Annotated in this window: 29 protein-coding genes; 6 read left to right on the plus strand and 23 right to left on the minus strand. The window is 66.3% G+C overall.

What is annotated here, in order from left to right:
• Positions 1-4 precede the first annotated feature (4 nt).
• Genes ACIPRS_RS05595 through ACIPRS_RS05610 form a run of 4 tightly spaced genes read right to left on the minus strand, consistent with a single transcriptional unit; the run spans position 5 to position 3,324 of the window.
• On the minus strand, positions 5-1,204 hold the full coding sequence (locus tag ACIPRS_RS05595; protein WP_446537804.1) for a TrbI/VirB10 family protein: 1,200 nt from the start codon (positions 1,202-1,204) through the stop codon (positions 5-7).
• The gene (locus ACIPRS_RS05600; RefSeq protein ID WP_446537805.1) at positions 1,201-1,962 is read right to left on the minus strand and encodes a TrbG/VirB9 family P-type conjugative transfer protein; all 762 of its coding nucleotides are present in this window, start codon (positions 1,960-1,962) and stop codon (positions 1,201-1,203) included. The genes ACIPRS_RS05595 and ACIPRS_RS05600 overlap by 4 nt, the downstream gene beginning before the upstream one ends.
• Entirely contained in the window at positions 1,959-2,888 is a 930-nt protein-coding gene (locus ACIPRS_RS05605; protein WP_446537806.1) for a virB8 family protein, read from the minus strand. The genes ACIPRS_RS05600 and ACIPRS_RS05605 overlap by 4 nt, the downstream gene beginning before the upstream one ends.
• Positions 2,889-2,904: 16 nt before the next feature.
• Entirely contained in the window at positions 2,905-3,324 is a 420-nt protein-coding gene (locus tag ACIPRS_RS05610; protein ID WP_337730892.1) for a TcpQ domain-containing protein, read from the minus strand.
• Between the two features lie 573 nt (positions 3,325-3,897).
• On the opposite strand from ACIPRS_RS05610, the gene ACIPRS_RS05615 reads away from it, so the two are divergent.
• The 3 genes from ACIPRS_RS05615 to ACIPRS_RS05625 all read left to right on the plus strand — a co-directional run bounded on the left by ACIPRS_RS05615 (position 3,898) and on the right by ACIPRS_RS05625 (position 6,766).
• Positions 3,898-4,587, plus strand: coding sequence for a hypothetical protein (locus ACIPRS_RS05615; RefSeq protein ID WP_446537807.1), 690 nt, complete (start codon positions 3,898-3,900; stop codon positions 4,585-4,587).
• A 62-nt stretch (positions 4,588-4,649) separates the two neighbouring features.
• Positions 4,650-6,320, plus strand: coding sequence for a type IV secretory system conjugative DNA transfer family protein (locus ACIPRS_RS05620; RefSeq protein ID WP_446537808.1), 1,671 nt, complete (start codon positions 4,650-4,652; stop codon positions 6,318-6,320).
• Between the two features lie 71 nt (positions 6,321-6,391).
• Entirely contained in the window at positions 6,392-6,766 is a 375-nt protein-coding gene (locus ACIPRS_RS05625) for a zf-TFIIB domain-containing protein (protein ID WP_192200171.1), read from the plus strand.
• 15 nt (positions 6,767-6,781) lie between these two features.
• Here the strand turns inward: ACIPRS_RS05625 and ACIPRS_RS05630 are convergent, their stop codons facing one another.
• The 10 genes from ACIPRS_RS05630 to ACIPRS_RS05675 all read right to left on the minus strand — a co-directional run bounded on the left by ACIPRS_RS05630 (position 6,782) and on the right by ACIPRS_RS05675 (position 15,302).
• Positions 6,782-7,498 (minus strand): haloacid dehalogenase-like hydrolase, encoded by a 717-nt coding sequence (locus tag ACIPRS_RS05630; RefSeq protein WP_337730632.1) that lies wholly within the window; start codon positions 7,496-7,498, stop codon positions 6,782-6,784.
• Positions 7,495-8,289, minus strand: a complete 795-nt coding sequence (trpC, locus tag ACIPRS_RS05635; RefSeq protein ID WP_446537809.1) for an indole-3-glycerol phosphate synthase TrpC — start codon at positions 8,287-8,289, stop codon at positions 7,495-7,497. Before trpC ends, ACIPRS_RS05630 begins: the two co-directional genes overlap by 4 nt.
• Positions 8,290-8,448: 159 nt before the next feature.
• On the minus strand, positions 8,449-8,799 hold the full coding sequence (locus ACIPRS_RS05640) for an antibiotic biosynthesis monooxygenase family protein (RefSeq protein WP_446537810.1): 351 nt from the start codon (positions 8,797-8,799) through the stop codon (positions 8,449-8,451).
• A 1-nt stretch (position 8,800) separates the two neighbouring features.
• Positions 8,801-9,847 carry an anthranilate phosphoribosyltransferase gene (gene trpD / locus ACIPRS_RS05645; protein ID WP_446537811.1) on the minus strand — a complete coding sequence of 349 codons (1,047 nt, stop codon included), beginning with the start codon at positions 9,845-9,847 and terminating at the stop codon, positions 8,801-8,803.
• 65 nt (positions 9,848-9,912) lie between these two features.
• Entirely contained in the window at positions 9,913-10,491 is a 579-nt protein-coding gene (locus tag ACIPRS_RS05650) for an anthranilate synthase component II (protein ID WP_446537812.1), read from the minus strand.
• A gap of 3 nt (positions 10,492-10,494) precedes the next feature.
• A complete protein-coding gene (locus tag ACIPRS_RS05655) occupies positions 10,495-11,262 on the minus strand; it encodes an SIMPL domain-containing protein (protein ID WP_446537813.1) in 768 nt (255 codons plus the stop codon).
• A 91-nt stretch (positions 11,263-11,353) separates the two neighbouring features.
• Positions 11,354-12,841, minus strand: a complete 1,488-nt coding sequence (gene trpE, locus ACIPRS_RS05660; protein WP_446537814.1) for an anthranilate synthase component I — start codon at positions 12,839-12,841, stop codon at positions 11,354-11,356.
• A gap of 145 nt (positions 12,842-12,986) precedes the next feature.
• Positions 12,987-13,925, minus strand: a complete 939-nt coding sequence (yegS, locus tag ACIPRS_RS05665) for a lipid kinase YegS (protein ID WP_446537815.1) — start codon at positions 13,923-13,925, stop codon at positions 12,987-12,989.
• A 364-nt stretch (positions 13,926-14,289) separates the two neighbouring features.
• Complete coding sequence (rpe, locus tag ACIPRS_RS05670) at positions 14,290-14,964, minus strand: ribulose-phosphate 3-epimerase (RefSeq protein WP_337730640.1); 675 nt, start codon at positions 14,962-14,964, stop codon at positions 14,290-14,292.
• Between the two features lie 8 nt (positions 14,965-14,972).
• Positions 14,973-15,302 carry a J domain-containing protein gene (locus tag ACIPRS_RS05675; protein ID WP_142124091.1) on the minus strand — a complete coding sequence of 110 codons (330 nt, stop codon included), beginning with the start codon at positions 15,300-15,302 and terminating at the stop codon, positions 14,973-14,975.
• Positions 15,303-15,500: 198 nt separating this feature from the next.
• Here ACIPRS_RS05675 and ACIPRS_RS05680 point away from each other — a divergent pair, with 198 nt between their 5' ends.
• The 3 genes from ACIPRS_RS05680 to ACIPRS_RS05690 all read left to right on the plus strand — a co-directional run bounded on the left by ACIPRS_RS05680 (position 15,501) and on the right by ACIPRS_RS05690 (position 17,426).
• Entirely contained in the window at positions 15,501-16,427 is a 927-nt protein-coding gene (locus ACIPRS_RS05680; protein ID WP_446537816.1) for a phosphoribosylaminoimidazolesuccinocarboxamide synthase, read from the plus strand.
• Positions 16,428-16,523: 96 nt separating this feature from the next.
• The gene (locus ACIPRS_RS05685) at positions 16,524-16,856 is read left to right on the plus strand and encodes a DMT family transporter (protein ID WP_337730642.1); all 333 of its coding nucleotides are present in this window, start codon (positions 16,524-16,526) and stop codon (positions 16,854-16,856) included.
• A 90-nt stretch (positions 16,857-16,946) separates the two neighbouring features.
• Entirely contained in the window at positions 16,947-17,426 is a 480-nt protein-coding gene (locus ACIPRS_RS05690) for an Mpo1 family 2-hydroxy fatty acid dioxygenase (protein ID WP_446537817.1), read from the plus strand.
• 81 nt (positions 17,427-17,507) lie between these two features.
• Here ACIPRS_RS05690 and ACIPRS_RS05695 read toward each other — a convergent pair whose 3' ends face one another.
• The 9 genes from ACIPRS_RS05695 to ACIPRS_RS05735 all read right to left on the minus strand — a co-directional run bounded on the left by ACIPRS_RS05695 (position 17,508) and on the right by ACIPRS_RS05735 (position 26,111).
• The gene (locus ACIPRS_RS05695; protein ID WP_446537818.1) at positions 17,508-18,371 is read right to left on the minus strand and encodes an NAD-dependent epimerase/dehydratase family protein; all 864 of its coding nucleotides are present in this window, start codon (positions 18,369-18,371) and stop codon (positions 17,508-17,510) included.
• Between the two features lies 1 nt (position 18,372).
• Positions 18,373-18,744, minus strand: a complete 372-nt coding sequence (locus ACIPRS_RS05700) for a Na+/H+ antiporter subunit G (protein WP_337730645.1) — start codon at positions 18,742-18,744, stop codon at positions 18,373-18,375.
• Entirely contained in the window at positions 18,741-19,025 is a 285-nt protein-coding gene (locus tag ACIPRS_RS05705) for a K+/H+ antiporter subunit F (protein WP_337730646.1), read from the minus strand. The genes ACIPRS_RS05700 and ACIPRS_RS05705 overlap by 4 nt, the downstream gene beginning before the upstream one ends.
• Entirely contained in the window at positions 19,022-19,522 is a 501-nt protein-coding gene (locus ACIPRS_RS05710) for a Na+/H+ antiporter subunit E (RefSeq protein WP_337730647.1), read from the minus strand. Before ACIPRS_RS05710 ends, ACIPRS_RS05705 begins: the two co-directional genes overlap by 4 nt.
• Before the next feature lie 2 nt (positions 19,523-19,524).
• Entirely contained in the window at positions 19,525-21,090 is a 1,566-nt protein-coding gene (locus tag ACIPRS_RS05715; RefSeq protein WP_446537819.1) for a monovalent cation/H+ antiporter subunit D, read from the minus strand.
• Positions 21,087-21,509, minus strand: coding sequence for a Na+/H+ antiporter subunit C (locus ACIPRS_RS05720; protein WP_337730649.1), 423 nt, complete (start codon positions 21,507-21,509; stop codon positions 21,087-21,089). Before ACIPRS_RS05720 ends, ACIPRS_RS05715 begins: the two co-directional genes overlap by 4 nt.
• A gap of 16 nt (positions 21,510-21,525) precedes the next feature.
• Positions 21,526-24,357, minus strand: coding sequence for a monovalent cation/H+ antiporter subunit A (locus ACIPRS_RS05725; RefSeq protein WP_446537820.1), 2,832 nt, complete (start codon positions 24,355-24,357; stop codon positions 21,526-21,528).
• A 91-nt stretch (positions 24,358-24,448) separates the two neighbouring features.
• Positions 24,449-25,399, minus strand: coding sequence for a calcium/sodium antiporter (locus ACIPRS_RS05730; protein ID WP_446537821.1), 951 nt, complete (start codon positions 25,397-25,399; stop codon positions 24,449-24,451).
• 91 nt (positions 25,400-25,490) lie between these two features.
• On the minus strand, positions 25,491-26,111 hold the full coding sequence (locus ACIPRS_RS05735) for a lectin (RefSeq protein WP_337730652.1): 621 nt from the start codon (positions 26,109-26,111) through the stop codon (positions 25,491-25,493).
• Positions 26,112-26,221 lie beyond the last annotated feature (110 nt).

Genomic DNA, 26,221 nt, shown 5'->3' on the forward strand with positions numbered 1-26,221 from the left:
CCTGTCAGCGCATCACCGCAGAGAAGTCGACATCGCGGGCGACGTAGACATTGACGATGGTGCCCTGGTTTATCGTCACCGTCGGCGGGCGTGCCATGTTGCGGTCGAGCGCCATGTTGGCCAAGCGCTCCATGGTCCTGGCGGTATTGCTCTCGTAGGGGTTCTGGACGACGGCGCCGTTGACGATCGAGGTTTCCTGGGGACCATGCTTGGCGCCGGCGTACTTGAAGGCATCGCTCAGCATGCTGATCAGCAGCGCGGAAGAGATGCGCTGCGCCCAGTGCGCGGAATAGTGGCCGGGATTCCCGGCCGCGCCCAGCATGTCGGTACCCGGGCTGCGCATGTTGACGTCCATGCCCGTGGGTGTGGTGATGCGGTCCCATACGATCGCCGCGCGCTCGCCGATGATGGCATCGGAGTTGTAGCTGCCCATCACCTTCGAGCCACGCGGCAGCAGCAGGCGCTTGCCGTTGACGGAGTACACCGGCTCGGTCACCACGCAGGACGTGTAGCCCGGGACGTCGGTGATGACGCGCGATTCGAGCACGCAGCGGATGTACGTGCCGCGGATCAGCAGGGTGTTGGGATTGTAGAGCGGCTTGGCGCTGGTCATGCCGTCGGGCGGCTCGCGCGGCGCGGCAGGCGCCTGGCCCATCAGCGCCGCGTACTGCGCCATGCCAGCATCCTGCTCGCCGGCACCCGCGACAGCGTCGGGGTTGCCGCCGTCTCCGAACGTGCTGGCCATGTCGAGCATGCGGCGTTCGCGCAACGACGGCTCCTGGCTCCCGGGCATTCCGGACGGCATGGCCATCATCGGCCCCGTCGAAGACGTCGTATCGTCCACCACCGGCAGCGGTGGCAGGTCAGGCTCGACCGGCACCGGCGCAGCCTCGGGTGGCAACTCGGGCAGGTCACGCGGCGCGGCGGGAATCACCACCTGCTCACCCTTGGGTTGCAGCGGTTCACCCTCCTTCGAGGACAGCCCGCCACTGAAAATCCAGAACACCACGAGCAGCAGCAGCACGATGATGCCGGCCAGGAACAGCAACGCCTTGCGGTTGAGCCGCTGCACGTCAGCGGAGCGCAGGTAGGGTGCGTTTGCATCCAGGTCGGGATCTGCTGCGGGACGCGCGGTCTGATAGGGACTCTGCGGCGCCGCGCGCTCAGGCCCCGTGTCCGGATGGTCGTGCGGTGTCTGGTTCATCGTTCCGGGCTCCTGCGCAGGCCCACCACGTTGTCGCCGTGGCGGATGACCAAGTAGGGGTACGTGCCATGCACGACGATGGTGTCTTCCTGCACCGTGGAGTTGACGACGAACTCTTCGCCCTCCTCGCTGTCCCGCGCGAACACCACGGGAAAATTGCCGCTGGGGAAACGCGTCCGGTCCCCCATCCTGATGTAGGTGAAACGGCGATCGTCATAGACCGTCGTCGGCACGAGCCATGTGGGCCCGCGCTTGCGCTGGGCGTAGTCGTAGTTGAAGTGATAGGCGCGACCCGGCTCGACATCGGTGTTGAGCTCGGATGCGACGTCCTGAGGCTTGTTGACCGTACCTGCAAAGCTGGTGTCGCCGGGATAGGCGAACTTGATGCGGTACTGCACGCCCGCCGCCCGTGCCTGGTCCAGCACGCGCCAGTCGGTGGCCACCACCTTGAGCTCGAAGATGTAGGCGTGGGCCGCCGTGCGCACCAGCAGGTTGGTATCCACGTCGACATTCTTCGGCTTCAGATAGAACACGTTGCCGCGCCGGCTGATGTCCCAGCCCCCGCTGAAACCGGTGCTGAAGTCCAGGATCTCCTCATGCGGAGAAAGCTCGATCTGGGTCGTGATGCCGAGGCCCGTGCGCACCGGATACACCTTGTCCGGCGCGTAGATGTACTCCTCGATCACCTGCGCCATCGCCGACCATGTCGTGAGCAGCAGGCCAATGACAGCCAAACGCAGCGCGTCCTTCCACCTCATCGTTGGGGCACTCCGGGTCCAGTCTGGGTTTCCGACTGCTCCGCGGGCTGCGGCGCCGTCGATACGTCGTTCTCGTTGGCGGGGGCAACGGCTCCGTCGAGCGCGGCGGCGGCAGGCTCGGCGGGCGGTGCTGGCACTGGCTGCGCAGGTGGAACCGGCACGGCGGGCGGTGCTGGGAACTCCCGCTCCGGCACGCTGGCGGCAGCGAAGTCGTCATCCACGCGATAGTTGGTGACGCGGAATCCCAGTGGATTCAGCAGACGGTCCTCTTCGCTCAAGCGGAGGTCGGGGTTGTAGGTGAACTCCAGCGTCGCAATCCGGCTGTCCAGCGGCTGTACCTGGCCACGTCCCTTGTCGTACAGGCTGCGCTGGAAACGCACCGTCGCACCGGTGGGCCGAGTGCCTGCGCCGCCGCCGATCAGGACGATGCTGAGGATCCGCGCGCGCACCGAACTGGACGCACCATACAGGCGGAACGGCCGTTCGGGGTTGCTCTCCGAATGCAGCGCGATGTAGGCAGGCGAGACGGCAGGTCCCGCCATCGCCAGGGTCGTTCGCCAGTTGCGCTGGCCGATCAGGCCGGAATCGTAGGATTCGCGGGCGAGGACGAACTGCGCCACGTTGCTCTTGTTGATCGCTTCCTCGGTGGTGACATCACGATCCTGGAAATTGCCCGTCAGCCGCGCCACGCTGGCGGTACCGGTGTACGGGTCGGCCATCACCAGGTACGGCACCTTCTCCTTGAGCGGCAGGAACAGGAAGTAGCCGCCCGCCAGGATCAGGGACATCACGATGGCCGACCACGCCACGAGCCATGCGCGACGCTCGCTCTTGCGTGCACGCTCCGCGAGGGTCAGCTCGAAACTGACGCCCTGCGCCACAGCGCGGTCGATGTCAGGGGACGATGTTTTCTTTCTTGAGAACATGCGCGGCCCGATACCCCTACTCGCCCATCGCCGCGGCGGGCGCGGAATCGGTGTCAGCGTGCGAGGCCTGGCTGACGATGATCCGCGGGCGCTCGACTACCACCTGGACGCCCTGCGATGCGTAGGCTGCCGATAACTGGGCCGCCGCATCCTCGAGACTGCCCGTGCTGATCTGGGCCACCGGCGCATGCAGGGTGTAGTCGTTCGGATGCAAGTACGCCAGCGACAGGCGTGCATCCTTCGCCCAGCGACCGAGCATGTTCTTCAATGTGCCGTCGACAGGCGACGCCTGGTAAACGTAACCCTGCTGCAGCGGAATAGCTTGCGGCGCCTCTGCGAACCGATTGACGGGCCTCCACCGGCCACCGACATCCGCCGCCCTGGGCGCGGCGCATCCGGCCACCGCCAGCGGCACCATCACCATCAACGACAACATCACACCGCGAATAACGACGTTCCGGCTCACGCATCCACCATCCTGCAATCGTCGGCAACACACACCCGATGCGCGCTCCCAAGGGAGTGCGTCACGGCACTGATGATTGTTTCCGGGTGGCAAAGCGCGCCACAACGCGCCCGGGGCCGCAGATATTCCGCGGTCGCCGCCGTGCACGGAACATGCGCCCGTGCATTACCCCCTGTAATGGCATCCATGCTTTCCCGCTCCTTTGGTCTTCATGCAAGCGTTAATACGCGTTGCACATCAGATCCGGTACTGCATCACGACAGTCGAGCCGAACATATCCACGCGATTTTGTGTCGTCAACCCACATTGGAAGTAAATCTGTTTACAGCATTCGCCAAGTGCCGCCTGTCGAAATGCGGAAACCCCATAAAACAAGCTGTTTATTGCAGGAAAATGAAGCAGGACAGATTTCTTCAATCATGAATGTGAAGATCAAGGTTAAAGAAACAACCACGTCACATACTCACGTGAAATGGTTCTTCACCGCGATGAACGAATGCGACTTTCACATTTACAACCGCGCTCTGCGTGGACATCTACCGAATGAAGGGAAGCACCAGCACCCCGCTTGAAACACGGGTGCGTATCGCGTCATTCTTGCGCAGCGCGATATACGACGCGGATGCAGGGAGCGATATGGAACCGTCGAAGATGGAAGAGTTCGTTGCCAACTCGGCACTGCTGGCCGCGCACCTCACGCAACAATGCGAAAAGGCTGCCGCCGCGCAGCTAGCCTCCGCGCAGGAGCTGCAGGGTTCCGCCATCGTCGTGAGGAAGACCATCGAGGAAGGCAAGCGCGAGATGTCGGAGCAGGCGCGCATCGCGGTCCGCGACGCCTTGGCGCAGGAGATTCCACGCGCCACACAGGATATCGGCGACACCGCCACCCGCCTGAAACAGGTCGCCGACCATCTCCAGCGTGAGCAGATGGCATTGTCACAGCGCGCGCGCTTCCTGGGATGGAAATCGTTGGGCGTCCTGTCGACTGGCTGCCTTCTTCTGGTAGCCGGCACCGGCTATGCGGCCTGGCACAACATCGAGCGGGCCAAGCACGCACATGTGGATGCCGAGGTCCTTGAAGCGCTGCAGCAGGTAACCATCACGTCGTGCGGCGGCACGCCCTGTCTGAAGCTTCAGGAAGGGCTGCCACGCTGGGGGAAGAACGATCAATACGTACTGATCGACACTGCGGCACGCCGCGAGGACGGTAACCGTACAGGCGCCGGCCACTGAGGCTCGCCGCGAACACATGTGATTGCGTCCGACCGTTCTGACGCGCTTCAAAAGGGGGATGTTTGGGCAACGTTCGCTTTCTGACCGCACTGGTCCTGGCGTTACTGGCCACCACGGCGGCGATCTATCTTTCCGGCTACCTGGCGCTGCTGTTCCTCGGCATGGACGGTGACCTGCTCCGCTTCGGCACCTATTTCGATTATCTGAAGCATCTCGAACACCCGCGCGTGCAGCCTTATGCATGGCGAATCAAGGCAGCGGGCGGCATCGCCGGTGGATTGATGCTGCTGGCATGGGCAGCGCTGGTGGTGATGCTGTTCAAGCTGCGCAGCCATCGCAACCTGCATGGCCGCGCACGCTTCGCCGGCATGGTCGACGTGGCGAGAAAAGGATTCCTGGGGAGCCGGGATGATGGCATCGTCGTCGGCCAGTTGAACGGCAAGCTGCTGAGGCTTCCGGGACAGCAGTTCGTGATCCTCGCGGCCCCCACGCGTTCGGGCAAGGGTGTCGGCGTGGTGATCCCCAACCTGCTGGACTACCGCGAATCGGCAGTGGTGCTGGACATCAAGCAGGAGAACTTCGACCTCACTTCCGGCTGGCGACAGTCGATTGGTCATGAGGTGTATCTGTTCAATCCGTTCGCGGAGGACAGGCGCACGCATCGCTGGAATCCGATGACCTATGTTTCGCCGGATCCCGCGTTCCGGGTGTCGGACCTGCAGAGCATCGCGGCGATGCTCTATCCCGATGCCGACGACAAGGACAAATTCTGGGTCAGCCAGGCGCGCAACGCATTCCTTGCCTTCTCGCTGTACCTGTTCGAGCGATACGAGCGGGATCGCAGCGCGGAGAAGCCGACGCTGGGCGCGGTGCTGCGCGTCGCGTCGGGAGACGGCGGCGAGCTCAAGCCCTACCTGCAGAAACTGGTGCAGGCGCCCTTTCTCAGCAGTCACGCCCAGACCGCGTTTGCAGGCCTGCTCTCGCAGGCCGACGTCACCTTCGCGTCCATCATCGGCTCGTTCCGCGAGCCACTGAATCCGTGGCTGAACCCGGTGCTCGATGCCGCCACCAGCGCCGATGATTTCCGTCTCGACGACGTGCGCAGGCGCCGGATGACGATCTATGTCGGCATCCAGCCCAACAAGCTGGCGGAGAGCCGGCTCATCGTGAACCTGTTCTTCAGCCAGCTGATCAACGTCAACACGAAAGTCCTGCCGCAGAACGATGCATCGCTCAAGCACCAGTGCCTGCTGCTGATGGATGAGTTCACGGCGATCGGGCGGGTCGACATCATCGCCAAGGCCGTCGCGTACATGGCGGGTTACAACCTGCGCCTGCTGCCGATCATCCAGTCGATGGCGCAGCTGGATGCCGTCTACGGCAAAGAGGTCTCGCGCACCATCATCACCAATCACGCGCTGCAGATCATCTATGCACCGCGCGAGCAGCAGGACGCGAACGACTACTCCGAAATGCTCGGCTACACCACCATCCGGCGGCGCGCCCGCACGCGCTCGCATGGCCAGGGGCGCAACGTATCCGACAACGAAGTGCTGGAGAAACGTGCGCTGATGCTGCCGCAGGAGCTCAAGGCGATGGGACCGGAGAAGGAGATCGTGCTCTACGAAGGCCTTGCCCACCCGATCCTGTGCCGCAAGGTCCGCTACTACCAGGACGGCTATTTCACCAGGCGGCTGATGCCGAAGGTCGATGTCGAGCCCCTGCGGCTCTAGGGCTTGCCATCGCTGGCAACGGCGGGCGTCCGCGGTAGAATCCGGCGATCCGGCCCTCACGAGACCCCGCCATGCAATGCCCCAAATGCCAAGGCACGATGGAACTCATCGTCGAACCCGAAGCCAGTGCGCACCGCTGCACGCGCTGCCGGGGACTCTGGTTCGAAATGATGGCGCACGAGACACTCAAGCACCGCGCCGAGGAGATCGACACGGGCGACCCCGTGCAGGGTGAGGAATGCAACAAGGTCGACCGCATCAAGTGCCCGGTCTGTATCGGCAACCGCGACCTGATCCGGATGGTGGATCCGCAGCAACCGCATATCTGGTTCGAGAGTTGCAAGAACTGCTACGGCCGCTTCTACGATGCGGGCGAATACCAGGATTTCGCCGAGATCGAGTTCGCCGACCTGATCAAGGACTGGAAGGCACCCGAACGGATCTGACCCGGCAAGTGCCGGTCAGGTCGCGCCGCCGCGGTCCTTGCAACCCCAGTTGAGGATGGGTGTCCCCGGCGGCAACACGCGGCGGAACATTTCCACGCGCGCAGGCTTCGGATTGACTACCACGGGTGCGCGCGCCGCCTTCAGCAAGGGCAGGTCGGCGCTGCTGTCCGAATACGCGACGGCAACTTCGCCATACCCGCGCTCGCGCAACATGCGCATCTTCTCTTCATTGTGGCAGTGGCGCGTGGCCACTACCGCTCCGAAGCGCGGACCGACGGCCGTGCCGATGACGGGCACGTCCTCGTGTGCGACGAAGCTCAGGATGGCGCGTGCCAGTTCGGGGGGCGCACCGGTGGCGACGACGACGCTGTCACCGCTGGCGCGGTGTTCGCGGAACACCTCGAGCGCAATCGGCAACAGGCGCTGCTGGACCTCCTGCTGATGGGTGGCGACGTATTTGTCTATCAGTGCGTCGAAGCTGCGGCGACCGTGCAGACCGAACGTGCCGATCCAGATGTAGCCGGAAATCCCGCGCCGCCGTGTGGGCAGGAACGCCACCATCGGGCCCAGCACCACCGTGGCGACCAATGCCACCAGCACGCGCAGCGGATTGCGCTGGATCAGCCACCTGACCAGGTGTCCGCCGGAGTCGCCGTCGTACAGCGTGTGATCGAAATCGAAAACGACGACCGGAGCGTCCGGGCGTGGCGTCGGATAGGAAGTGTCGCTCATGCGGCGAAGAATAGCTGACGCAACGCTTCGCCCGGCTCCTCGGCGCGCATGAAGGTCTCGCCGACCAGGAACGCGTTGACGCCGGCGGCGCGCATGGTCGCCACATCGTCCGGCACCAGGATGCCGCTCTCTGTCACCAGCAGGCGGTCCCTGGGCACTGCGTCCTTCATCGCCAGCGTGGTCTCCAGCGACACGTCGAAGGTTCGCAGGTTGCGGTTGTTGATGCCGACCAGTGGCACCGGCACCTGCAGGGCGCGCTCCAGTTCATCGATATCGTGCACTTCCACCAGTACGTCCATGCCCAGCTGCATCGCCAGCCCGGACAGCTCGACCAGTTGTGCATCGTCGAGCGCCGCGACGATCAGCAGGATGCAGTCCGCACCCAGTACGCGCGCTTCGTACACCTGGTAGGGGTCGACCGTGAAATCCTTGCGCAGCACGGGCAGCGTGCACGCCTCACGCGCCTGCCTCAGGTAGTCGTCGGCGCCCTGGAAGAAATCCACGTCCGTCAACACCGACAGGCAGGCCGCACCGCCGAACTCGTAGCTGACCGCAATGTCGGCCGGGCGGAAGTCCGGACGGATCACGCCCTTGGACGGGCTGGCCTTCTTCACCTCGGCGATCACCGCCGGATCGCCCTGCGCGATCATCGCGTTCAGCGCATCGGCGAAGCCGCGCGTCGGCGATGCATCGCCCGCGCGTACGCGCAGGTCCGCCAGCGGCACGCGGGCGCTGCGCTCGGCGATCTCGTCCGCCTTGCGGGAGAGGATGGTGGTGAGGATGTCGCTCATGTAGATCCTGGTTCGGTTCCCGTGCCGGTGCAGGGCACGGCGCATTGTCGCATCCGCTCCTCTGTAGGGGGGGCTTCAGCCCCGACAGAACGCGATTCCAACGACGGTCGCACACGCCCGCGGAGCGTTTGCGAAGTCCGGTCGGGGCTAAAGCCCCTCCTACACGCCTTTCTTCCGATCCCACCCGTAAGCCCGCTCGACCTTGGCCACGCGCAGCTCGAAGTGGTCGTACCAGTCGCGCCGGCCCTGCTCGCGCGCCGCCGTATGCTCGGCGTTCTGCCGCCAGGCAAGGATGGCGGCTTCGCTTTCCCAGTAGGCCACCGTGATGCCGAAACCATCGGCTCCGCGCGTGGACTCCATGCCGAGGAAGCCTGGCTGCTGCTGCGCCAGCTCGACCATGCGCTCGGCCATGGCACCGTAGCCGGCATCATCCTGACCGTTGCGCAGCGAAGAAAAGATCACCGCGTAATACGGCGGTTTGGGCAGGCTGGCGAATCCGCTGGCGGCCATCTCAAGCCTCCCTTGGCGGCAGGCCCAGGGCCTGTGTGGTCGCGATGAACTGCTGCAGGCGCTCCAGTGCCTTGCCGCTGGCGATCGCATCGCGTGAACGGGCGATACCGTCCTCGATGCTCACCGCCACACCGGCCACGTACAGAGCCGCACCGGCATTCAGTACCACGATCTCGCGGGCGGGACCAGGCTTGTTGTCCAGCACGCACAGCAGCATCGCCTTCGATTCCGCGGCGTCGGCCACGCGCAGGTTGCGGCTGGCGGCCATCGCGATGCCGAAGTCTTCCGGGTGCAGTTCGTATTCGCGCACTTCGCCGTCGCGCAGCTCGCCGACCAGCGTGCCCGCACCCAGCGAGAGTTCATCCATGCCGTCGCGACCCCAGACCACCAGTGCGCGTTCGGCCCCCAGTTCCTGCAGCACGCGCGCCTGGATGCCGACCAGGTCGGGATGGAACACCCCCATCAGGATGCTGGGTGCGCCGGCAGGATTGGTCAGCGGGCCGAGGATGTTGAAGATGGTGCGCACGCCCATTTCGCGGCGCACCGGCGCAACGACTTTCATCGCGGGATGATGGACAGGCGCGAACATGAAGCCGATGCCGGCCTGCGCGATGGACTGCGCCACCTGCTCCGGCTGCAGTTCAATGTTGACGCCCAGGGCTTCCAGTACGTCGGCACTGCCCGACTTCGACGACACGCTGCGGTTGCCGTGCTTGGCGATGCGTGCACCGGCCGCAGCCGCGACGAACATCGAGCAGGTGGAGATGTTGAAGGTGTGGGAACCGTCGCCGCCGGTACCGACGATGTCGACTAGATGCGTCCGGTCAGCGACATCCACGGTACGCGAGAACTCGCGCATCACGGTGGCCGCACCGGCGATCTCGCCGACGGTTTCCTTCTTCACGCGCAGGCCGGTCAGGATGGCGGCGGTCATGGTCGGCGAGACGTCACCGCGCATGATCTGCCGCATCAAATCGACCATCTCGTCATGGAAGATCTCGCGGTGCTCGATGGTGCGCTGGAGGGCTTCTTGTGGGGTCAGTGGCATGTCGGCTCCGTAGGGTGGGCCCTGGCCCACCGGCATGGCGATGGCGGGCCGAGGCCCGCCCTACGTCATCGTTCCAGAAAGTTCTTCAGCAGCGCGTGGCCGTGCTCGGTCAGGATCGACTCGGGGTGGAACTGCACACCCTCCACGGGGTACTCGCGATGGCGCAGGCCCATGATCTCCTCGATGCTGCCGTCCTCGTTCTCGGTCCAGGCGGTGACTTCCAGCGCAGCGGGCAGGCTGGAGCGTTCCACCACCAGCGAGTGGTAGCGGGTGGCCTCGTAGGCATCCGGCAGGCCGGCGAACACGCCCTTGCCCTCGTGGCGGATGCGCGAGGTCTTGCCGTGCATGATGCGCCCGGCGCGGATGACGTTGCCGCCATAGGCCTGGCCGATGCTCTGGTGACCGAGGCAGACACCGAGGATGGGTGTGTTCGCACCCAGCCGCTCGATGATTTCCAGCGAGACCCCGGCTTCGTTCGGCGTGCAGGGGCCGGGCGAAATGACGATGCGCTCGGGCGCGAGCTTCGCGATCTCGTCGACCGTCATCGCATCGTTGCGCACCACCTTCACCTCGGCACCCAGCGATTGCAGGTACTGCACGAGGTTGTAGGTGAAGCTGTCGTAGTTGTCGATCATCAACAGCATGGGTCAGTCCGCCAGCAGGAACACGGTGTAGATCTTGTCGGTATAGGTGACGTAACCGGATTGCAATGAAGTGTCGAAGCCGGCACGTTCGAGCCTGCTTCCGGTGACCTCGATGCGATCCAGCCCACCACTCCTCCATTCATAGCGGACGGGCCACTCGCCCTCGCGGATGCCGTACTCGAACTGCGGCGCCACGTCCGACACGCTGTATACCGGACCGAGGCGTGCGCCATAGGCGCGCGCCATGTCGTCGGCCTTCGTTTTCGCCGACGCAATGGTCTTGTCCCGAAGCGCCCTGCGCAGTTCTGCCTCGCTGCTCAGCTCAGTGGTGACGTCGGAGATGCGCAGGCTCTGGGAGGTTTCCACGGTCGCCAGGAAACGCTCCAGGTCGGTCTGCCGCGAGAACCGGGCCGTCAGTGAGCGCGACACCTGCGTACCCACGAATACCTGCTCCTGGAGCTTCTGGTCGTAGCGGTGCCGGGGTCCGATCTGCAAGGACGTCGCCACGATCTCGTCCGAAGGAACATGGGCGTCCTTGAGTTTTGCCAGCGTGCTGGTCACGTGGTGCTCCACCGCGCGCCGGGCCGTATCGGGGTTGATGTCCGTTGCTTCGAACTGGATGGCGATCTTGAAGCGGTCCGGAATCGCGCGCGCCTGCGCATCGCCATAGACCAGGATGTGCCGGGTCGGCGGGAGCGCGTTGACCTGCGCCTGCACATGGCCCGATGCCAATGCGACGATAGCAAGCAGCACGCGATGGATGGCTTTCATGGATGGCCTGCCTTCATGGGTGGTAGGGGTGTCGGGATGCGACGCTTCCTACAACGCGCTGAGGATGCGGATGGGGTTTCCGGCGTCACGGTCACAACCCCTTCGCCGCTTCCGCCACCGCGCGAAACAGCGCGCGACCCTTGTTCATCGTCTCGTCCCACTCTTTCTCGGGGTCGGAGTCGTAGACGATGCCGGCGCCGGCCTGCACGTGCAGTCGGCCGTCCTTGATGACGGCGGTGCGGATGGCGATGGCCGTGTCGGCATCGCCATGCCAGCCGATGTAACCAATGCTGCCCGCGTAGACGTTGCGCTTGATCGGCTCCAGTTCGCGGATCACTTCCAGCGCGCGGATCTTGGGCGCGCCACTGACCGTGCCGGCCGGGAACGTCGCGCGCAGCACGTCGGCGTAGCTGAGGCCCGGCAACAACCTGCCGGTCACCTCGCTGACAATGTGCATGACGTGGCTGTAGCGTTCGATGACGAACTGCTCGCCTACCTGCACCGTTCCGGCTTCCGACACGCGACCGGTGTCGTTGCGGCCCAGGTCGATCAGCATCAGGTGCTCGGCGCGCTCCTTCGGATCGGCCAGCAGTTCGGCTTCCAGCGCGAGGTCCTCGTCGTGCGTCTTCCCGCGCGGGCGCGTGCCGGCGATGGGGCGCACGGTGACTTCGCCCTGTTCCAGCCGCACCAGGATTTCCGGCGAGGAACCCACCACCTGCACGTCGCCGACATCGAGGAAGTACATGTACGGCGACGGATTCAGCGCGCGCAGGGCGCGGTAGACATCCACCGGGCGTGCGTTGAACGGCACGCTGAGGCGCTGGCTCAGCACTACCTGGAAGATGTCGCCGGCACGGATGTATTCCTTGGATTTCTCCACCGCGGCGATGAAGCCGTCATGGGTGAAGCCGGAAACGAAGTGGCTTTCATCCAGCACGTCGCGGGTGATCGGCGTGGGATACGAACCCGGCTGGCGCAGTTTGGCCACCAGTTCGTCGAGGCGCGCCTGCGCCTTGTCCCATGCACCGTCCTCGCGTGGATCTGCATGCACGATCAGGTACAGGCGACCCTTGAGGTTGTCGAAGACGGCGACTTCTTCGGACTGCATCAGCAGGATGTCGGGCGTGTCGAGTTCGTCGGGCTTCCCGCCATTCGCCAGGCGCGGCTCGATGTAGCCGATGCACTCGAAACCGAACCAGCCGACCAGCCCCCCGGTGAAGCCCGGCAGGCCTTCCAGTCGCGGTACGGAATAGGCGGCTCGCAGCGCTTCGACTTCGGCAAAAGGATCCTGCACGTCACGCGTTTCGACCAGGCGGCCGTGGTCATGGATCTGCAGCGTATGGCCACGGAACGTTGCCACGCGCCGCACCGGCAGGCCGATGATGGAATAGCGGCCGAAACGTTCGCCGCCCTCCACCGACTCGAAGAGATAGGTGTGCGGCGCGTCAGCGAGTTTCAGGTAGACCGAAAGCGGCGTGTCCAGGTCGGACAGCACTTCCCGGACAACGGGAACACGATTGTAGGAGCCGGGGGTGCGGCCTTCAGCAGCAAACTGCTGGAACTGGTCGTGCGAGATCAAGCGGGCTTTCCTTCCGGGACGCGGTGGCGGTATGGGCGACGGCTACGGGCCACCATCGCCAGCCAGGGCGTGCGGAATCTTTGGAAAGCGGGAGCGCGGGATGGGACACCGCCCTACTTTACCCGACGCGCGGACCCGCGGGCCACTATGCGGGTGGTTGCATGCGCAACGGACACTCCGCCGGCAGGTGCATGCGGACCCGGCCGGGCACGCATTCGATCCGGAACCGTCGCGAAAGGACGGGCTCGCCATCGAGATTGAGGGTCAGCGGCTGGTCGGCCTCCAGTTCGACCCACGGCAGCCGTGCGCGGGTCGCCACGCGGTCCAGCGCGGCGTGCTTCCCGTCCTTCAGCAGGGCGCCGACGGTCGCGGCGACTTCGCCCGACAGCTCGGGGACGATGGTCAGGTCCAGTGCGCCGTCATCGATCAGCGCATCGGGGCAGAGCGCTTGCCCGCCGCCTGCCTGTCGCCCGTTGCCGACACCAAGGGCGATGAAGTCGCCGCGCCAGTCGAAGTCCGGACCGTGCACGCGTGCGCGCACCGGCTCGATGCGACCCAGCCTGGCGATGCCGGTGATCAGGTAGGCCAGGCCGCCGAGCATTTTCTTGAGGCCTTCGTCGGTCTCCACGGTGACCTCGGTGCCGAAGCCACCGCTGGCGAGATTGGCGCACCAGTGGTCGCCGTCTTCCGCTTCGATGCGCAGCAGGTCCATGGAAACCGGCCCGGTACCCTGCACGAGACGCAAGGCTTCCAGGGGCGCATCGGGAATGCCGGCGGCGGTGGCGAAATCATTGGCCGTCCCCAGCGGCACCAGACCCAGCGAGGGCAGCACTCCAGCCGTTTCATCGCGGCAGGCCAGCGCGGTGGACACTTCGCTCAGCGTGCCATCGCCGCCCGCAGCGATGACCGTGTCCACGCCATCGTCGATGGCCTCGCCGACGTAGCGTTCGGCATCGCCGTCCTCCCAGGTCACCCGTACGTCCAGTGCCACGCCGTCCTCGCGCAGGACCTGCACGGCCTCGCGCAGGTCTTCGTCGCCCGCGGATTTTCCGTTGAGGATCAGGCGCCAGCGGGGTGGGGGCATGGGGGTTCCTTGTAGGTCGCGCGAGAATAGCCGCTCATCTGTAGGAGCGATGTGAGTCGCGACCGCACGCTGTAGCGGCCAGCGCACCTGTCGACCCAAGAGCCCTGGAACTGATGATCTGCGGTCGCGACTCACGTCGCTCCTACAACAGCCCAGCCATCGTCATCTGCCCGTCACAGATCATGCGTAGCGTGGAAGGCCATAGCAGGGACGACGGGCGGAGGCAGGATCAGCCTCCAATTCTTCCAGGGCGGTGGCGCAGGCCATCGCCCTTTCTTGTGTGGGTAGAGCGGAGCTTGCTCCGCCCGGCACACCACAGAGGGCCGCGGGATGAGCCGGGCAAGCCCGGCTCTACGGCACACGATCAGCCGCGTGCTTCGGCCACGGCCTGGCGCATGCGGGCAATGACATCGGCATAATCCGGTGCATTGAAGATCGCCGAGCCGGCCACGAAGGCGTCCGCGCCGGCCGCCGCGATCTGGCCGATGTTGTCGGCCTTCACGCCACCGTCGATCTCCAGGCGGATGTCCTTGCCGGTCTTGTCGATCATGGCGCGCACCGCACGCAGCTTGTCCAGCGCCGACGGGATGAAAGCCTGGCCGCCGAAGCCCGGGTTCACCGACATCAGCAGCACCAGGTCCAGTTCCGGCAGCACCCAGTCCAGCACCTCGACCGGCGTCCCCGGATTGAGCACCAGGCCCGCCTTGCAGCCCAGCGACTTGATCAGCTGGATCGTGCGGTGCACGTGCTTCGAGGCTTCCGGGTGGAAGCTGATGATGCTGGCGCCGGCCTCGGCGAAGTCCGGCACGATGCGGTCCACCGGCTCCACCATCAGGTGCACGTCGATCGGCGCGGTGACGCCATGCTTGCGCAGCGCGCTGCACACCATCGGGCCGATGGTCAGGTTGGGCACGTAATGGTTGTCCATCACGTCGAAGTGCACCCAGTCGGCGCCGGCCTTCAGTACGTTGTCGACTTCCTCGCCCAGGCGGGCGAAGTTCGCGGACAGGATGGACGGGGCGATGATGCAGTTCGACATGGAGGGGCTCACTTGCGCTTGCGCAGGGTCTTGATGCGGTCGTAGGCCGCGTTGATCTCGCCGGCCTTCTGTTCGGCCTGGCGGCGCAGATCTTCCGCGGCGCCTGCCATCTTGTCGGGGTGGTACTGGGAGATCAGCCGGCGGTAGGCCTGGTCGATCTCGGCATCGTCCGCGTCGCTGGTCAGGCCGAGCACGCGGTAGGGATTGTCGCGACTGAGCTTGAACCAGTCCTCGTCGAAGGCGTGGCCGATGATCAGGCCCACCAGGCCGCCCAACGGATGGCGCATCAGCAGCCAACCCGCCACGAATCCCAGCAGTTTTCCGTACCAGCGCTTCATTCGGCCCGCCTTCTCCGGCAATCGCGCCATTTTACGGCACACACGGCCCCCAAGCGCCGTACACTACGCGGCCCGGTCCGGTACCTGGCCCCGCAGCAGCGGGTGAAGGGCCACCCCGGGGCACGGGCGCACGGCCTGCCGCACGCCCCCACGACGCTGTACGCCTCGCTGGTTTCCGGAACTCCCCAAGGAGTGTTTGTGCCCACGACGTTGCTTCAATCCGATCTGCCCGGCCTCACCCTGCGCCATCGCGGCAAGGTCCGCGACGTGTTCGACCTGCCCCGCGACCGCCTGCCTGCCGATGCGCCCGCCGGCGACTGCCTGCTGATGGTCGCCACCGACCGCCTCTCCGCGTTCGACGTGGTGCTGCCCGACCCCATTCCCGGCAAGGGCGAGATGCTCTGCCAGATCTCCAACTTCTGGTTCGCCAAGACCGCGCACCTGATGCCGAACCACCTGACCGGCATCGACGTGGCCAGCGTGCTGCCGGCCGGCGTGGATGCGGCGCTGTACGCCAAACGCGCGGTGGTGACCAAGAAACTCAAACCGGTGCCGGTGGAAGCCATCGCACGCGGCTACCTGATCGGCAGCGGCTGGAAGGATTACCAGCGCACCGGCAAGGTCAGCGGCATCGAACTGCCCGATGGCCTGCGCCAGGCCGAGAAGCTGGCCGAGCCGATCTTCACGCCGTCGACCAAGGCCGCCGTGGGTGACCATGACGAGAACATCGACTTCGACGCCATGGTGAAGACCGTGGGCGCAGAGCTGGCCGAGCGCGTGCGCGATGCCACCCTGCGCATCTACCGCTTCGCGGCCGATTTCGCGGCCGAGCGCGGCATCCTGCTGGCCGATACCAAGTTCGAATTCGGCACCGATGAAGACGGCCGCCTCTACATCATGGACGAGATGCTGACGCCGGACTCCTCGCGGTACTGGCCCGCCGACCAGTACTCGGTCGGCACCAGCCCGCCCAGCTACGACAAGCAGTTCGTGCGCGACTATCTGGAAACGCTGGACTGGAACAAGACCGCGCCCGGCCCGTCGCTGCCGGCGGAGGTCATCGAGCGCACGCGTGCCAAGTACGCCGAGGCGCTGCAGAAGCTGGCCGGCATCATCGTCGACTGACCGGCTTCCCCGCCCTGCATCCAGGCGATGCAGGGCAAGCCGGCGTTCAGCGCCCCGTGCAGTAGGCTTGCCACCCGCTTCCCTGGGTGCACGCACGTGAATGCCTACGTCTACCTCGCCCTCGCCATCGCCGCCGAGGTCATCGCCACCAGTGCACTGAAAGCCTCCGAAGGCTTTACCCGGCCCGGCCCCTCGCTGCTGGTCGCCGCGGGCTACGGCATCGCGTTCTACTTCCTGTCGCTGACGCTGAAGACCGTACCGGTCGGCGTGGCCTACGCCATCTGGTCCGGCGCGGGCATCGTGCTGATCGCGTTGATCGGATGGATGGTGCTTAAGCAGCCGCTGGACCTGCCCGCCATGCTGGGCATGGGCCTGATCGTGGCCGGCGTAGCGGTGATCCAGCTGTTTTCGAAGGCCGCCGCGCACTGACCGCCCGGGACCTGACCACCGGCCCGGCAACCCCGGCCGGGCTGGGGTATGCTCCATACCCTGCCGCATTGCCATCCTCGGGAGGGATGAATGAACGCGACTGCGCAACGCCCGGTGGACCGCTGGTTCGCCAGCTACTCCGGCGATCACCGGAACGACACCAACCAGCTGATCCACGTCTTCGCCGTGCCCGCCATCCTGTGGACGGTGGTGGCGCTGCTGTGGTGCATCCCTGTATTCGGCACCTGGATCAAGTCCGGCGCGTGGGCCGCGTTGGCGATGTTCGGTGCGTGGATGTACTACTACAAACTCTCGCGCCCGCTGGGCTTCGGCATGCTGGCCATCTTCATCGCCATGGCCTGGCTGACGCGCTGGCTGGAAAGCCTGCTGGGCCTGCAGAACCTGTTCTTCCTCGCGCTGGGCGTGTTCGTGGTCGCGTGGATCGCGCAGTTCGTCGGCCACAAGATCGAAGGCAAGAAGCCCAGCTTCCTCACCGACCTCACCTACCTGCTGATCGGGCCGGTGTGGGTGCTCAGCAAGTTCTACCGGAAGATGGGCTGGAAATACTGAAGCGTCGCGCCGGGCTTGCCCGGCTGATGCCCAGGCGGGCACCTCAGCGACGTCTCCAGGGGCGGCGGAGCACGTTCCGCGCTACGACCCAACGGCACGCGCGTCCACGATGAAGGCACGCGGCGCGTAGCCGAAATCGCGCTGTGCCGGCGAGGCATCGAATACCAGGTCATCGCGCATGCGCGAGACCGCATCGTCGGTAAGTGCTCGCATCATTCCAGCCATGCGCGCCAGCGACAGCGCAACCTTGAACATCGGCACCGGCACTTCCCACAGTTTCGCCGGCGGACTCAGCGCCGCCAGCGTGCGCGCCATCATCTCGCGGTACGCCAGCGCCTCGCCCCCCGGCAAGGCATACGCCCGCCCATGCGTGGCAGAAGCATCCACGACCGCGAGCGCCGCAGCCGCGAGGTCGTCGACATGCACAGGCTGGCGCTTCCCGGTGGCGCCCCGCGGCAGCACGAAGAACCGCATGCGCCGCGCCATCGCCGCGATCCGCGCGAGCGTCCGGTCGCGGCCTGCACCGTAGACCAGGGTTGGACGCAGCATGGTCGCCGCCGCGCCGGTCGCTTCGGCCGTATCGAAGACGAGCCGTTCCGCCGCCTGCAGACGCGCGACGATGTCCCGCTCGTAGGCATCGCCCGAGGCCTGCTTCGTATCCAGGCTGGTGGAGCCGAACGCGACCACGCGCGGGGCTGCGACGAGGCGGCGTGCATACCATTGCGCGAATCCGTCCAGCGGGCCGGTGCTGAAGATCACGTCGACCGCCGCCGGCAATCCCTCGACGCCCGCGAATTCACCCGCCAACCAGCGGATGTTCGATGAAGCCACTCTTGGCGTCCGTGATACCGCGAACACCTGCCACGCCGCGGCATCGAGGCGCGCCAGCAGTGCTTCGCCGATCTGCCCGCTGGCGCCGAAGACCAGGGCGGTGCGCACGGGCATGTCAGGCATCCGCGCCGGCGTCTTCATTGACCGCGTCGGTGGTGGACGGCGGTTCGCCGCCCGGCATCGGCGGACGTTCCGCCATGTGCAGCGACAGCGCCGCTTTCGCCATCAGGTGCGCGCTGATCGGCGCAGTGATGAACAGGAACGCGGTGATGAGCAGTTCGCGCGGCTGCGGATCGGTGCCGCCCAGCGCGTGGTAGCCGACCGATGCGATCAGCACGCAGCCGACGCCCAGCGTGCTGGCCTTGGTCGGTCCATGCAGGCGCTTGAAGAAGTCCGACAGCTTTACCAGGCTGAAGGAGCCCACGAGGATGAAGAAGCTTCCGACAGCCAGCAACAGCACCAGCAGGATGGCGAAGACCCAGCTCATTCGACGACATCCCGGCGCAGCACGTACTTGCTCAGCACCACGGTGCCGACGAAGCCGAGCATGGCGATGATCAGCGCGGCCTCGAAATAGACCGCAGTACCCAGGTGCATGCCGAACAGCATGAGCTGCGCGATCGCGCAGACATACAAGGTATCGAGTGCGAGTATGCGATCCGGCACGCTCGGGCCGCGCACCAACCGATATAGCGCGAGCAGCATGGCGACACCGACGACATGCATCGAGCCGATCACCGCGTACATCACCAGTGCCTGCGGCGTCATGGGAATATCTCCATCAACGGTGCCTCGTAGCGCGTCTTGATCTGCCGGATCACCTCGTCGGCATCTTCGAGATTCAGCACGTGCACCAGCAGATGTCGGCGATCATCCGACAGCGCCGACGATACCGTGCCCGGCGTCAGCGTGATGATGCTCGTCAACGCCGCGATGCCGTGGATGTTGCCGATATCCAGGGGTACCCAGATGAAACCCGGGGTGATCTTGCGCTCCGGCCCCAGCACCTGCAGCGCCACGGTGACGTTGGCCTGCACGATATCCAGCAACAGCACCCCGAGCATGCGCGGCACGCTGCGCAGGCGGCCGATGCGGGCGAACTCGCGGTCAAGCCGGGCCGCGAACGGCGGGATCAGCAGCGCCAGGACCAGCGCCATCACCACCTGTCCCGCGCTGATCTCGTCGTTCATCAGCAGCCAGAAACAGAATACCGTCACGCTCAGCGGCAACGACGGCAACCAGCGCTTGCGCCACGTCGCGACCATGCTCAGGGCTCCCTCAAGACAGGCGTGGCGGCACGCACATGCTCGACATAGTCGGCCGGAGCCTGCAACTGCACCGCGGTGGCGCGCGTGTACTCCAGCACCGGTGCGGCTGACAGCACCAGGGCCACGCCGTAAGCCAGCAGCAGCACGACGGCGGCCGTTTCCAGGGGCCGCGAGGGGGCATGCACCACCTCCTGTTCGGGCGTGTATGCCTCCAGCGTATGGTGTCCGGCATCGGGCCAGGGTTCGACGCGCCAGAACAACCGTGTGCCCGCCCGTGCCAGTCCGACCAGCATCATGAAGCTGGTGCCCAGCACCAGCAGCCAGATCCAGAACGTCCGCGGCCCCGCCGGTACGGCGTCCAGCAGCAGCAGCTTGCCGATGAAGCCGGACAGCGGTGGAAGGCCCGCCAGCGACACCGCCGCCACCAGGAACAGCAGGCCCGGCACGGTCTTGTCCGGCAGCGCGGCGATCACGTCCTTGCGGTCGCTGGCGCGGCCGCGGCGGCGGCGGATCAGGTCGGCCAGCAGGAACAGTGCGGCGCCCGCGAAACTGCTGTGCACCAGGTAGTAGAGACCGGCCCCTGTCGTACCGGTGGTGCCCAGCGAGAAGGCGACGAACAGTGTCGCCGCGGAACCCAGCACCAGATACGCCGCCAATGCGCGAAGACGCTGCGCTGCCAGCACGCCCAGCGACGCCAGCACCAGCGTGGCCGCCCCCAACGCCAGCAGCGCGGGCCATGCGAACCCGTCCAGCGGCCCGGCTGCGCCGAAGCTCAGCGTGCCCAGCCGCAGCACTGCATAAAGCCCCACCTTGGTCATGATGGCGAACAGGCCGGCGACCGCGGCGGGCGCATGCGTGTAGGTATCGGGCAGCCAGAAGTACATCGGCAACAGCGCTGCCTTCGCGCAGAACACCACGAACAGCAGTCCCGCCGCGGCCTGCACCAGCGCCAGGTCGCCTGGCGGCAACTGCGCGACGCGCACCGATATCTCGGCCATGTTCAACGAACCCAGCATGCCGTACAGCAGGCCGAGCGCGATCAGGAACAGTGTCGAGGCCGCGATGTTGAAGGTGACGTAGTGCAGGCCCGCACGCATCCGTTCTCCGCGTCCGCCGCTGAGCATCAGGCCATAGGACGAGATCAACAGCACTTCGAAGAAGACGAACAGATTGAAGATGTCGCCGGTCAGGAACGCACCATTCAACCCCATCAGCTGGAACTGGAAGAACGCATGGAAGTGGGGCGCGCGGCGGTCCCAGCCGGCACAGGCATGCAGGAGGCAGCCGGCGCCCAGCAGCAATCCGACCAGCAGCATCAGCGCCGACAGCCGGTCCACCATCAACACGATGCCCAGCCGCGCCGGCCAGTCGCCGAGCAGATAGACCGAGACGTCGCCGGACGCCGCCGAACCCACCAGCAGACACGCCACGACCAGCATCGCGGCGACCGACATCCAGGCGACGATGCGCTGCGGCACCATGCCGAAGCGACGGTGCTCGAAGAACAGCGCGATCGAGGCGGCGAACAGCGGGATCAGGATCGGCAGCACGGGCAGATGGTTCATGCCTTGCCCCCGGCATCGTCCGCCTTCGCGGCGTCGCGCGCCTCTTCCAGACGGCGCAGTTCGCTGGCCAGGAAATCACGCTCCGCACGGGGGCCGTCCACGTGATCGCTGTCGTTGTCGCCGCGACTGCGGATCGCCAGCACCACGGTGACCGCCGTCATCGCGAACGCGATCACGATGGCAGTGAGTACCAGCGCCTGCGGCAGCGGGTCGGTGTAGTTCGCCAGGGTCGGAGCCACGCCGTCGCGCAGCACCGCCGGCTTGCCGGGGACCAGCCGGCCGCCGGCGAAGATCAGCAGGTTGGTCGCATACGACAGCAACGTGAGTCCGAGGATCACGTCGAAGCTGCGCGCACGCAGCAGCAGGTACACGCCCGCGGCCGTGAGGATGCCGATCGCGCTTGCCAGGGCCAGCTCCATCAGAGTGCACCTCCCATCAGCGCAGCTCCCCGGTGCGGGTGGAGCGCTCACCCGGTTCCATCACGCCCAGGTGCGAGACGCGTGTGCGCGATGGGCGGATGGTGCCCATCATCGACAGGATCAGCATGGCGCCGCCGAACACCACCAGGTACACGCCGGTATCGAAGCCGATGGCACTGGCCAACGGCACCGTGCCGACCAGCGGCAATTCCAGGTCGAGGTGCCCGCTGGTCAGGAAGGGCACGCCGAAGCCCATCGAAGCCACGCCGCTGAGACCGGCGATGATCAGGCCCACGCCGATGCACCGCACGTAATCGAATCCGAACCGCGACTCGACCGATGCGGCACCCTGGATCACGTACTGCACCAGCATCGGCACCGCCAGCACCAGACCGGCGATGAAGCCGCCACCCGGTGCGTTGTGCCCGCGCAGGAACAGGAACACGGACACGGTCAGGGTCAGCGGGAACATGATCTGCGCCAGGTCGGCAGGCACCGGCAACTTGATCGGCGGACCCGACATCACCTTCTCCGGCGCCATCCGCGCGCGGCGCAGCAGGGCATGCACGATCAGCGCGGCGATACCGAACACGGTGATCTCGCCGAAGGTATCGAAGCCGCGGAAGTCCACCAGGATCACGTTCACCACGTTGCTGCCATAAGCCTCCGGCAGCGAGCGCGCCAGCAGTTCACCACTGATCGTATCGCCGGGCCGTGTCATCACCTGGTAGGCCAGCAGGCCGGTACCCGTGCCCGCCACCAGAGCGACCACGATATCGCGCAGGCGTCGGCGCGGCGTGCGCTCCGGCGGCGAGCGCGGCGGCAGGTAGTGCAGCCCCAGCAGCAACAGGACCAGGCTGACCATTTCCACCATCAACTGGGTCAGGGCGAGATCGGGCGCGGACAGGAACACGAAGGCCAGGCTGACCATCAGGCCGGCGCCGCCCAGCACGATGACCGCCAGCAGGCGCTGCCGGTACAGCCGGATCGTCCAGACCGCACATGCCACCAGCACCAGCCACAACAGCCAGCCGAGCAGCGGCATGGGCTGTGAACCGCGCCACTGCAGCGGTGCCGCGTCGCCACCCACGAACGGCGCCGCGCCCGCCGCGATGGCGGCCAGCAGCAGGAACAACAGGCTGCGCTGCAGGCTGCCGTTGGCGATCCGGTCGGTGAAGCGACCGGCCAGCCCGTACAGGGCTTCCATGTTCCAGCGGAACACGCTGCGCCCCAGTGACCGCCGCACGATGGCGTGCAGGTCGAACAGGCGGCGCAGTCCGAAGTACAGGGCGACGCCGCCCGCGATGCCGGCCAGGCTCATCAGCAACGGCTTGTTGATGCCGTGCCAGACCGCCAGGCTGTACTCGGGCATCGCGTCGCCGAGGATGGCGCCGGCACCGGCGTGCAGCACGGGCGCGATGGTCCAGGCCGGGACCACGCCCACCGCCACGCACAGCACCACCAGCACTTCCACCGGGATCTTCATCCAGCGCGGCGGCTCGTGCGGGGTGACATCCAGCGCGCGCGGCCCTTCCCCGAAGAACGTCTCATAGACGAAGCGCAGGCTGTAGGCCACACCGAACACGCCATACAGCAGCGCCGCCACGGTGATGATGTCGCGCATGGCGCGATGGCCGCCGATGTCCAGCGCTTCGGCGAAGAACATCTCCTTGGACAGGAATCCGTTGAGCAGCGGGATGCCCGCCATGGCCAGCGAGGCGATGATCGCCAAGGCACTGGTCCACGGCAGGTAGCGCCGCAGGTTGCCCAGCCGGCGCATGTCGCGCGTGCCGGTTTCGTGATCGATGATGCCCGCCGCCATGAACAGCGAGGCCTTGAACGTGGCGTGGTTGAGGATGTGGAACACGCCGGCCACCACGGCCATCGGCGTGGAGATGCCGAACAGCAGCGTGATCAGGCCGAGGTGCGAAATCGTGGAGTACGCCAGCAGGCCCTTCAGATCGTGCTGGAAGATGGCGTACCACGCGCCGATCAGCAGCGTCAGCGCGCCGACGCTGGTCACCACGTAGAAGAACAGGTCGGTGCCCGCAAGCGCGGGATGCAGGCGCGCCAGCAGGAACACACCGGCCTTCACCATCGTCGCCGAATGCAGGTAGGCCGACACCGGCGTGGGCGCCGCCATCGCGTGCGGCAGCCAGAAATGCAGGGGGAACTGCGCGCTCTTGGTGAAAACGCCCGCCAGGACCAGCGCCAGCGCCCACGGATAGAGCCCGCTGGCGCGGATCAGGTCACCCGAGGCGAGCACCACGTCCAGGTCGTGGCTGCCGACGATGCGCCCGATCAGCAGCACGCCGCCGAGCAGCGCGAGTCCGCCGGCGCCGGTGATCGCCAGCGCCATGCGCGCGCCTTCGCGCGCATCCTGGCGATGCGACCAGAACCCGATCAGCAAGAACGAACTGATGCTGGTCAGCTCCCAGAACACCACCAGCAGCAGCAGGTTGCCTGCCAGCACCACCCCCAGCATCGAGCCCATGAACAGCAGCAGGCACGCGAAGAAGCGCGGCGCGCTGTCCTTCGCGCTGAGGTAGTAGTGCGCGTACATCACCACCAGCGCACCGATCGCCAGCACCAGGCCCGCGAACATCCACGCCAGCCCGTCCAGCCGCAGGGTGAAGGACAGGCCGATCTGCGGGATCCATGCGTAGTCGGCACGCACGTTCCAACCCTGCAGCACGCTCGGCGTCATCCACGCCAGCACCACCAGGCCCAGCAGCGGCGCCAGCCCGGCCAGCCATGCCGTCGCGCCGCGCGGAAGGTCGCGCGCCAGCGCCACCACCAGCGCCAGCACGAAGGGCAGCGCCAGCAGGATTTCGAGGAAAGGGATCATCAACCGCCTTGCGTTGCAGGGAATGCGTCATTCGCGAGCAATCGCCCGAGTTTAACAAACCCGTTCACGTCTGCCTGAGCCGGCGTTCAGATCAGGCGAGCAGCGCAACCTCCAGCACGACCCAGCCTACGAATGCGGCGAGCAGCAGTCCGCCCTCCACGCGGCTGATGCGCAGGTCCCCGCGCAACATCGGGTACAGCACCAGCACGAACGCGATGGCCGCCGGCAGTTCGAGCCGCACGAACGACGCCGGCAGCGCCATCGGACGGAACGCCGCCATGCCGCCGACCACGACCAGAAGATTGAACAGGCTGGAGCCGATGACGTGGCCGGCCACCATGTCGCCCTGCCCGCGCCTGGCGGCCATCACGGCGGCGGCGATTTCCGGCAGCGCCGTGCCGATCGCCACGGGCAGCAGGCCCGTCAGCAACGGCGAAAGACCCCACTGCGCACCGATCATCGGCGCTCCCTGCAGCACGAAGCGGGCCCCGTAATACAGCAGCGCGGCGGCCACCGCGAAACGCAGCAGATTCATCCACAGCACGGTGTGCGTGACGGAGAACGTCTCCACATCGATACGCACCCGCGCATCCTCGCGCGATGCACGCGCCAGCAGGAACGCCAGTACGGCGACGAAGCCCAGCAGCAACACCAGGCCCTCCACCCGGCTGACCACGCCATCCAGGCCGAACACGATCAGCGCCAGCGAGGCCAGCCCCAGCAGCACCAGCAGCGACGAGAGCACGCGCATCCGGATCACGACCGGCGCGACCAGCGCCGCCATGCCCAGCGTCAGGCCCAGGTTGACGATATTGCTGCCCACCGCGTTGCCGAGCGCGAGTTCCTGCGCACCTGCCCACACGGCGCGCGCATTGACGGCCAGCTCCGGCAGCGACGTGCCGAACGCTATCAGCAGCAGGCCGGCGACGAAGGGGGACGCGCCGAAGCGCTGCGCCAGGCCCGAAGCGCCCTTGACGATCGAGTCGCCGCCGAGCGCGAGCAACACCAGGCCCAGCGCGAAGTATCCCCAGGCTTCCATCATCGCCGTCCCCTTCCCGTATGGTGTCCGGCGATTCTATGCCTGCGCGCGACGGCAGGGCCAGCGACGGCCTGCCTCCGTTGGACGCGCTGACTCAGGAGCAGCCTTCCACGTAATCGACCTGCGGCGACAGGCCCACGCGCCAGGCGGTGACCTTGCCCGCGGCATCCGCCTCGAACACCAGCCGGGTCGGCGCCACGTCACCGGCGTCCATCGCCAGGTACTGGCCGCCTTGCGTGTACTTGTGCGGTGACGCCTTCAGCGCACCACCGTACAGCTTCTGCAGCTCGTCGACGCCCATGCCGACCTTGCCACCACCGGGCGCAGTTTCCTTGTCGGTGCCAACGTCGTATCGCACGAATTTGCCTTCTTCCATCATGAAGGCGAAGTCGGCGGGCCGCGTGATCCACTTCGGCCACAAGTAGTGGCAGGTCGTGCCCTCCATCGGTGCGCCGTTGAGCTCGCCGCCCCACGCGGTGCGTGCTTCATCGACCGTGCTGCCGAGCTTCATGTCGCCATAGCCGAGGAAGCTGGCCTGGCTGACCGGACCGGCCGGTGCCGCCGTGTCGTCCACGGCGGGAGCGGGTGCCGGCGCATCGGCCATCGGCGTGCTGGTCGCCGTCGTGGTCGGTTCCGCCTCTGCCATCGGCGCCTCCTGGCGCTGGCACGCGGACAACAGGGTGACCACCATCACGATCGGCAACATCGACTTCATCGGCTCTCTCCAGTGCGCAAACCTGCAGACTAGCGTCATCGCGTTAAGTCACCGCGAACACGCGGCTGTCATCGGCACTTCATCGCACGCAGCTAGCCTGCGCGCGGGTT

The sequence above is a fragment of the Pseudoxanthomonas sp. LARHCG66 genome (assembly GCF_052871755.1).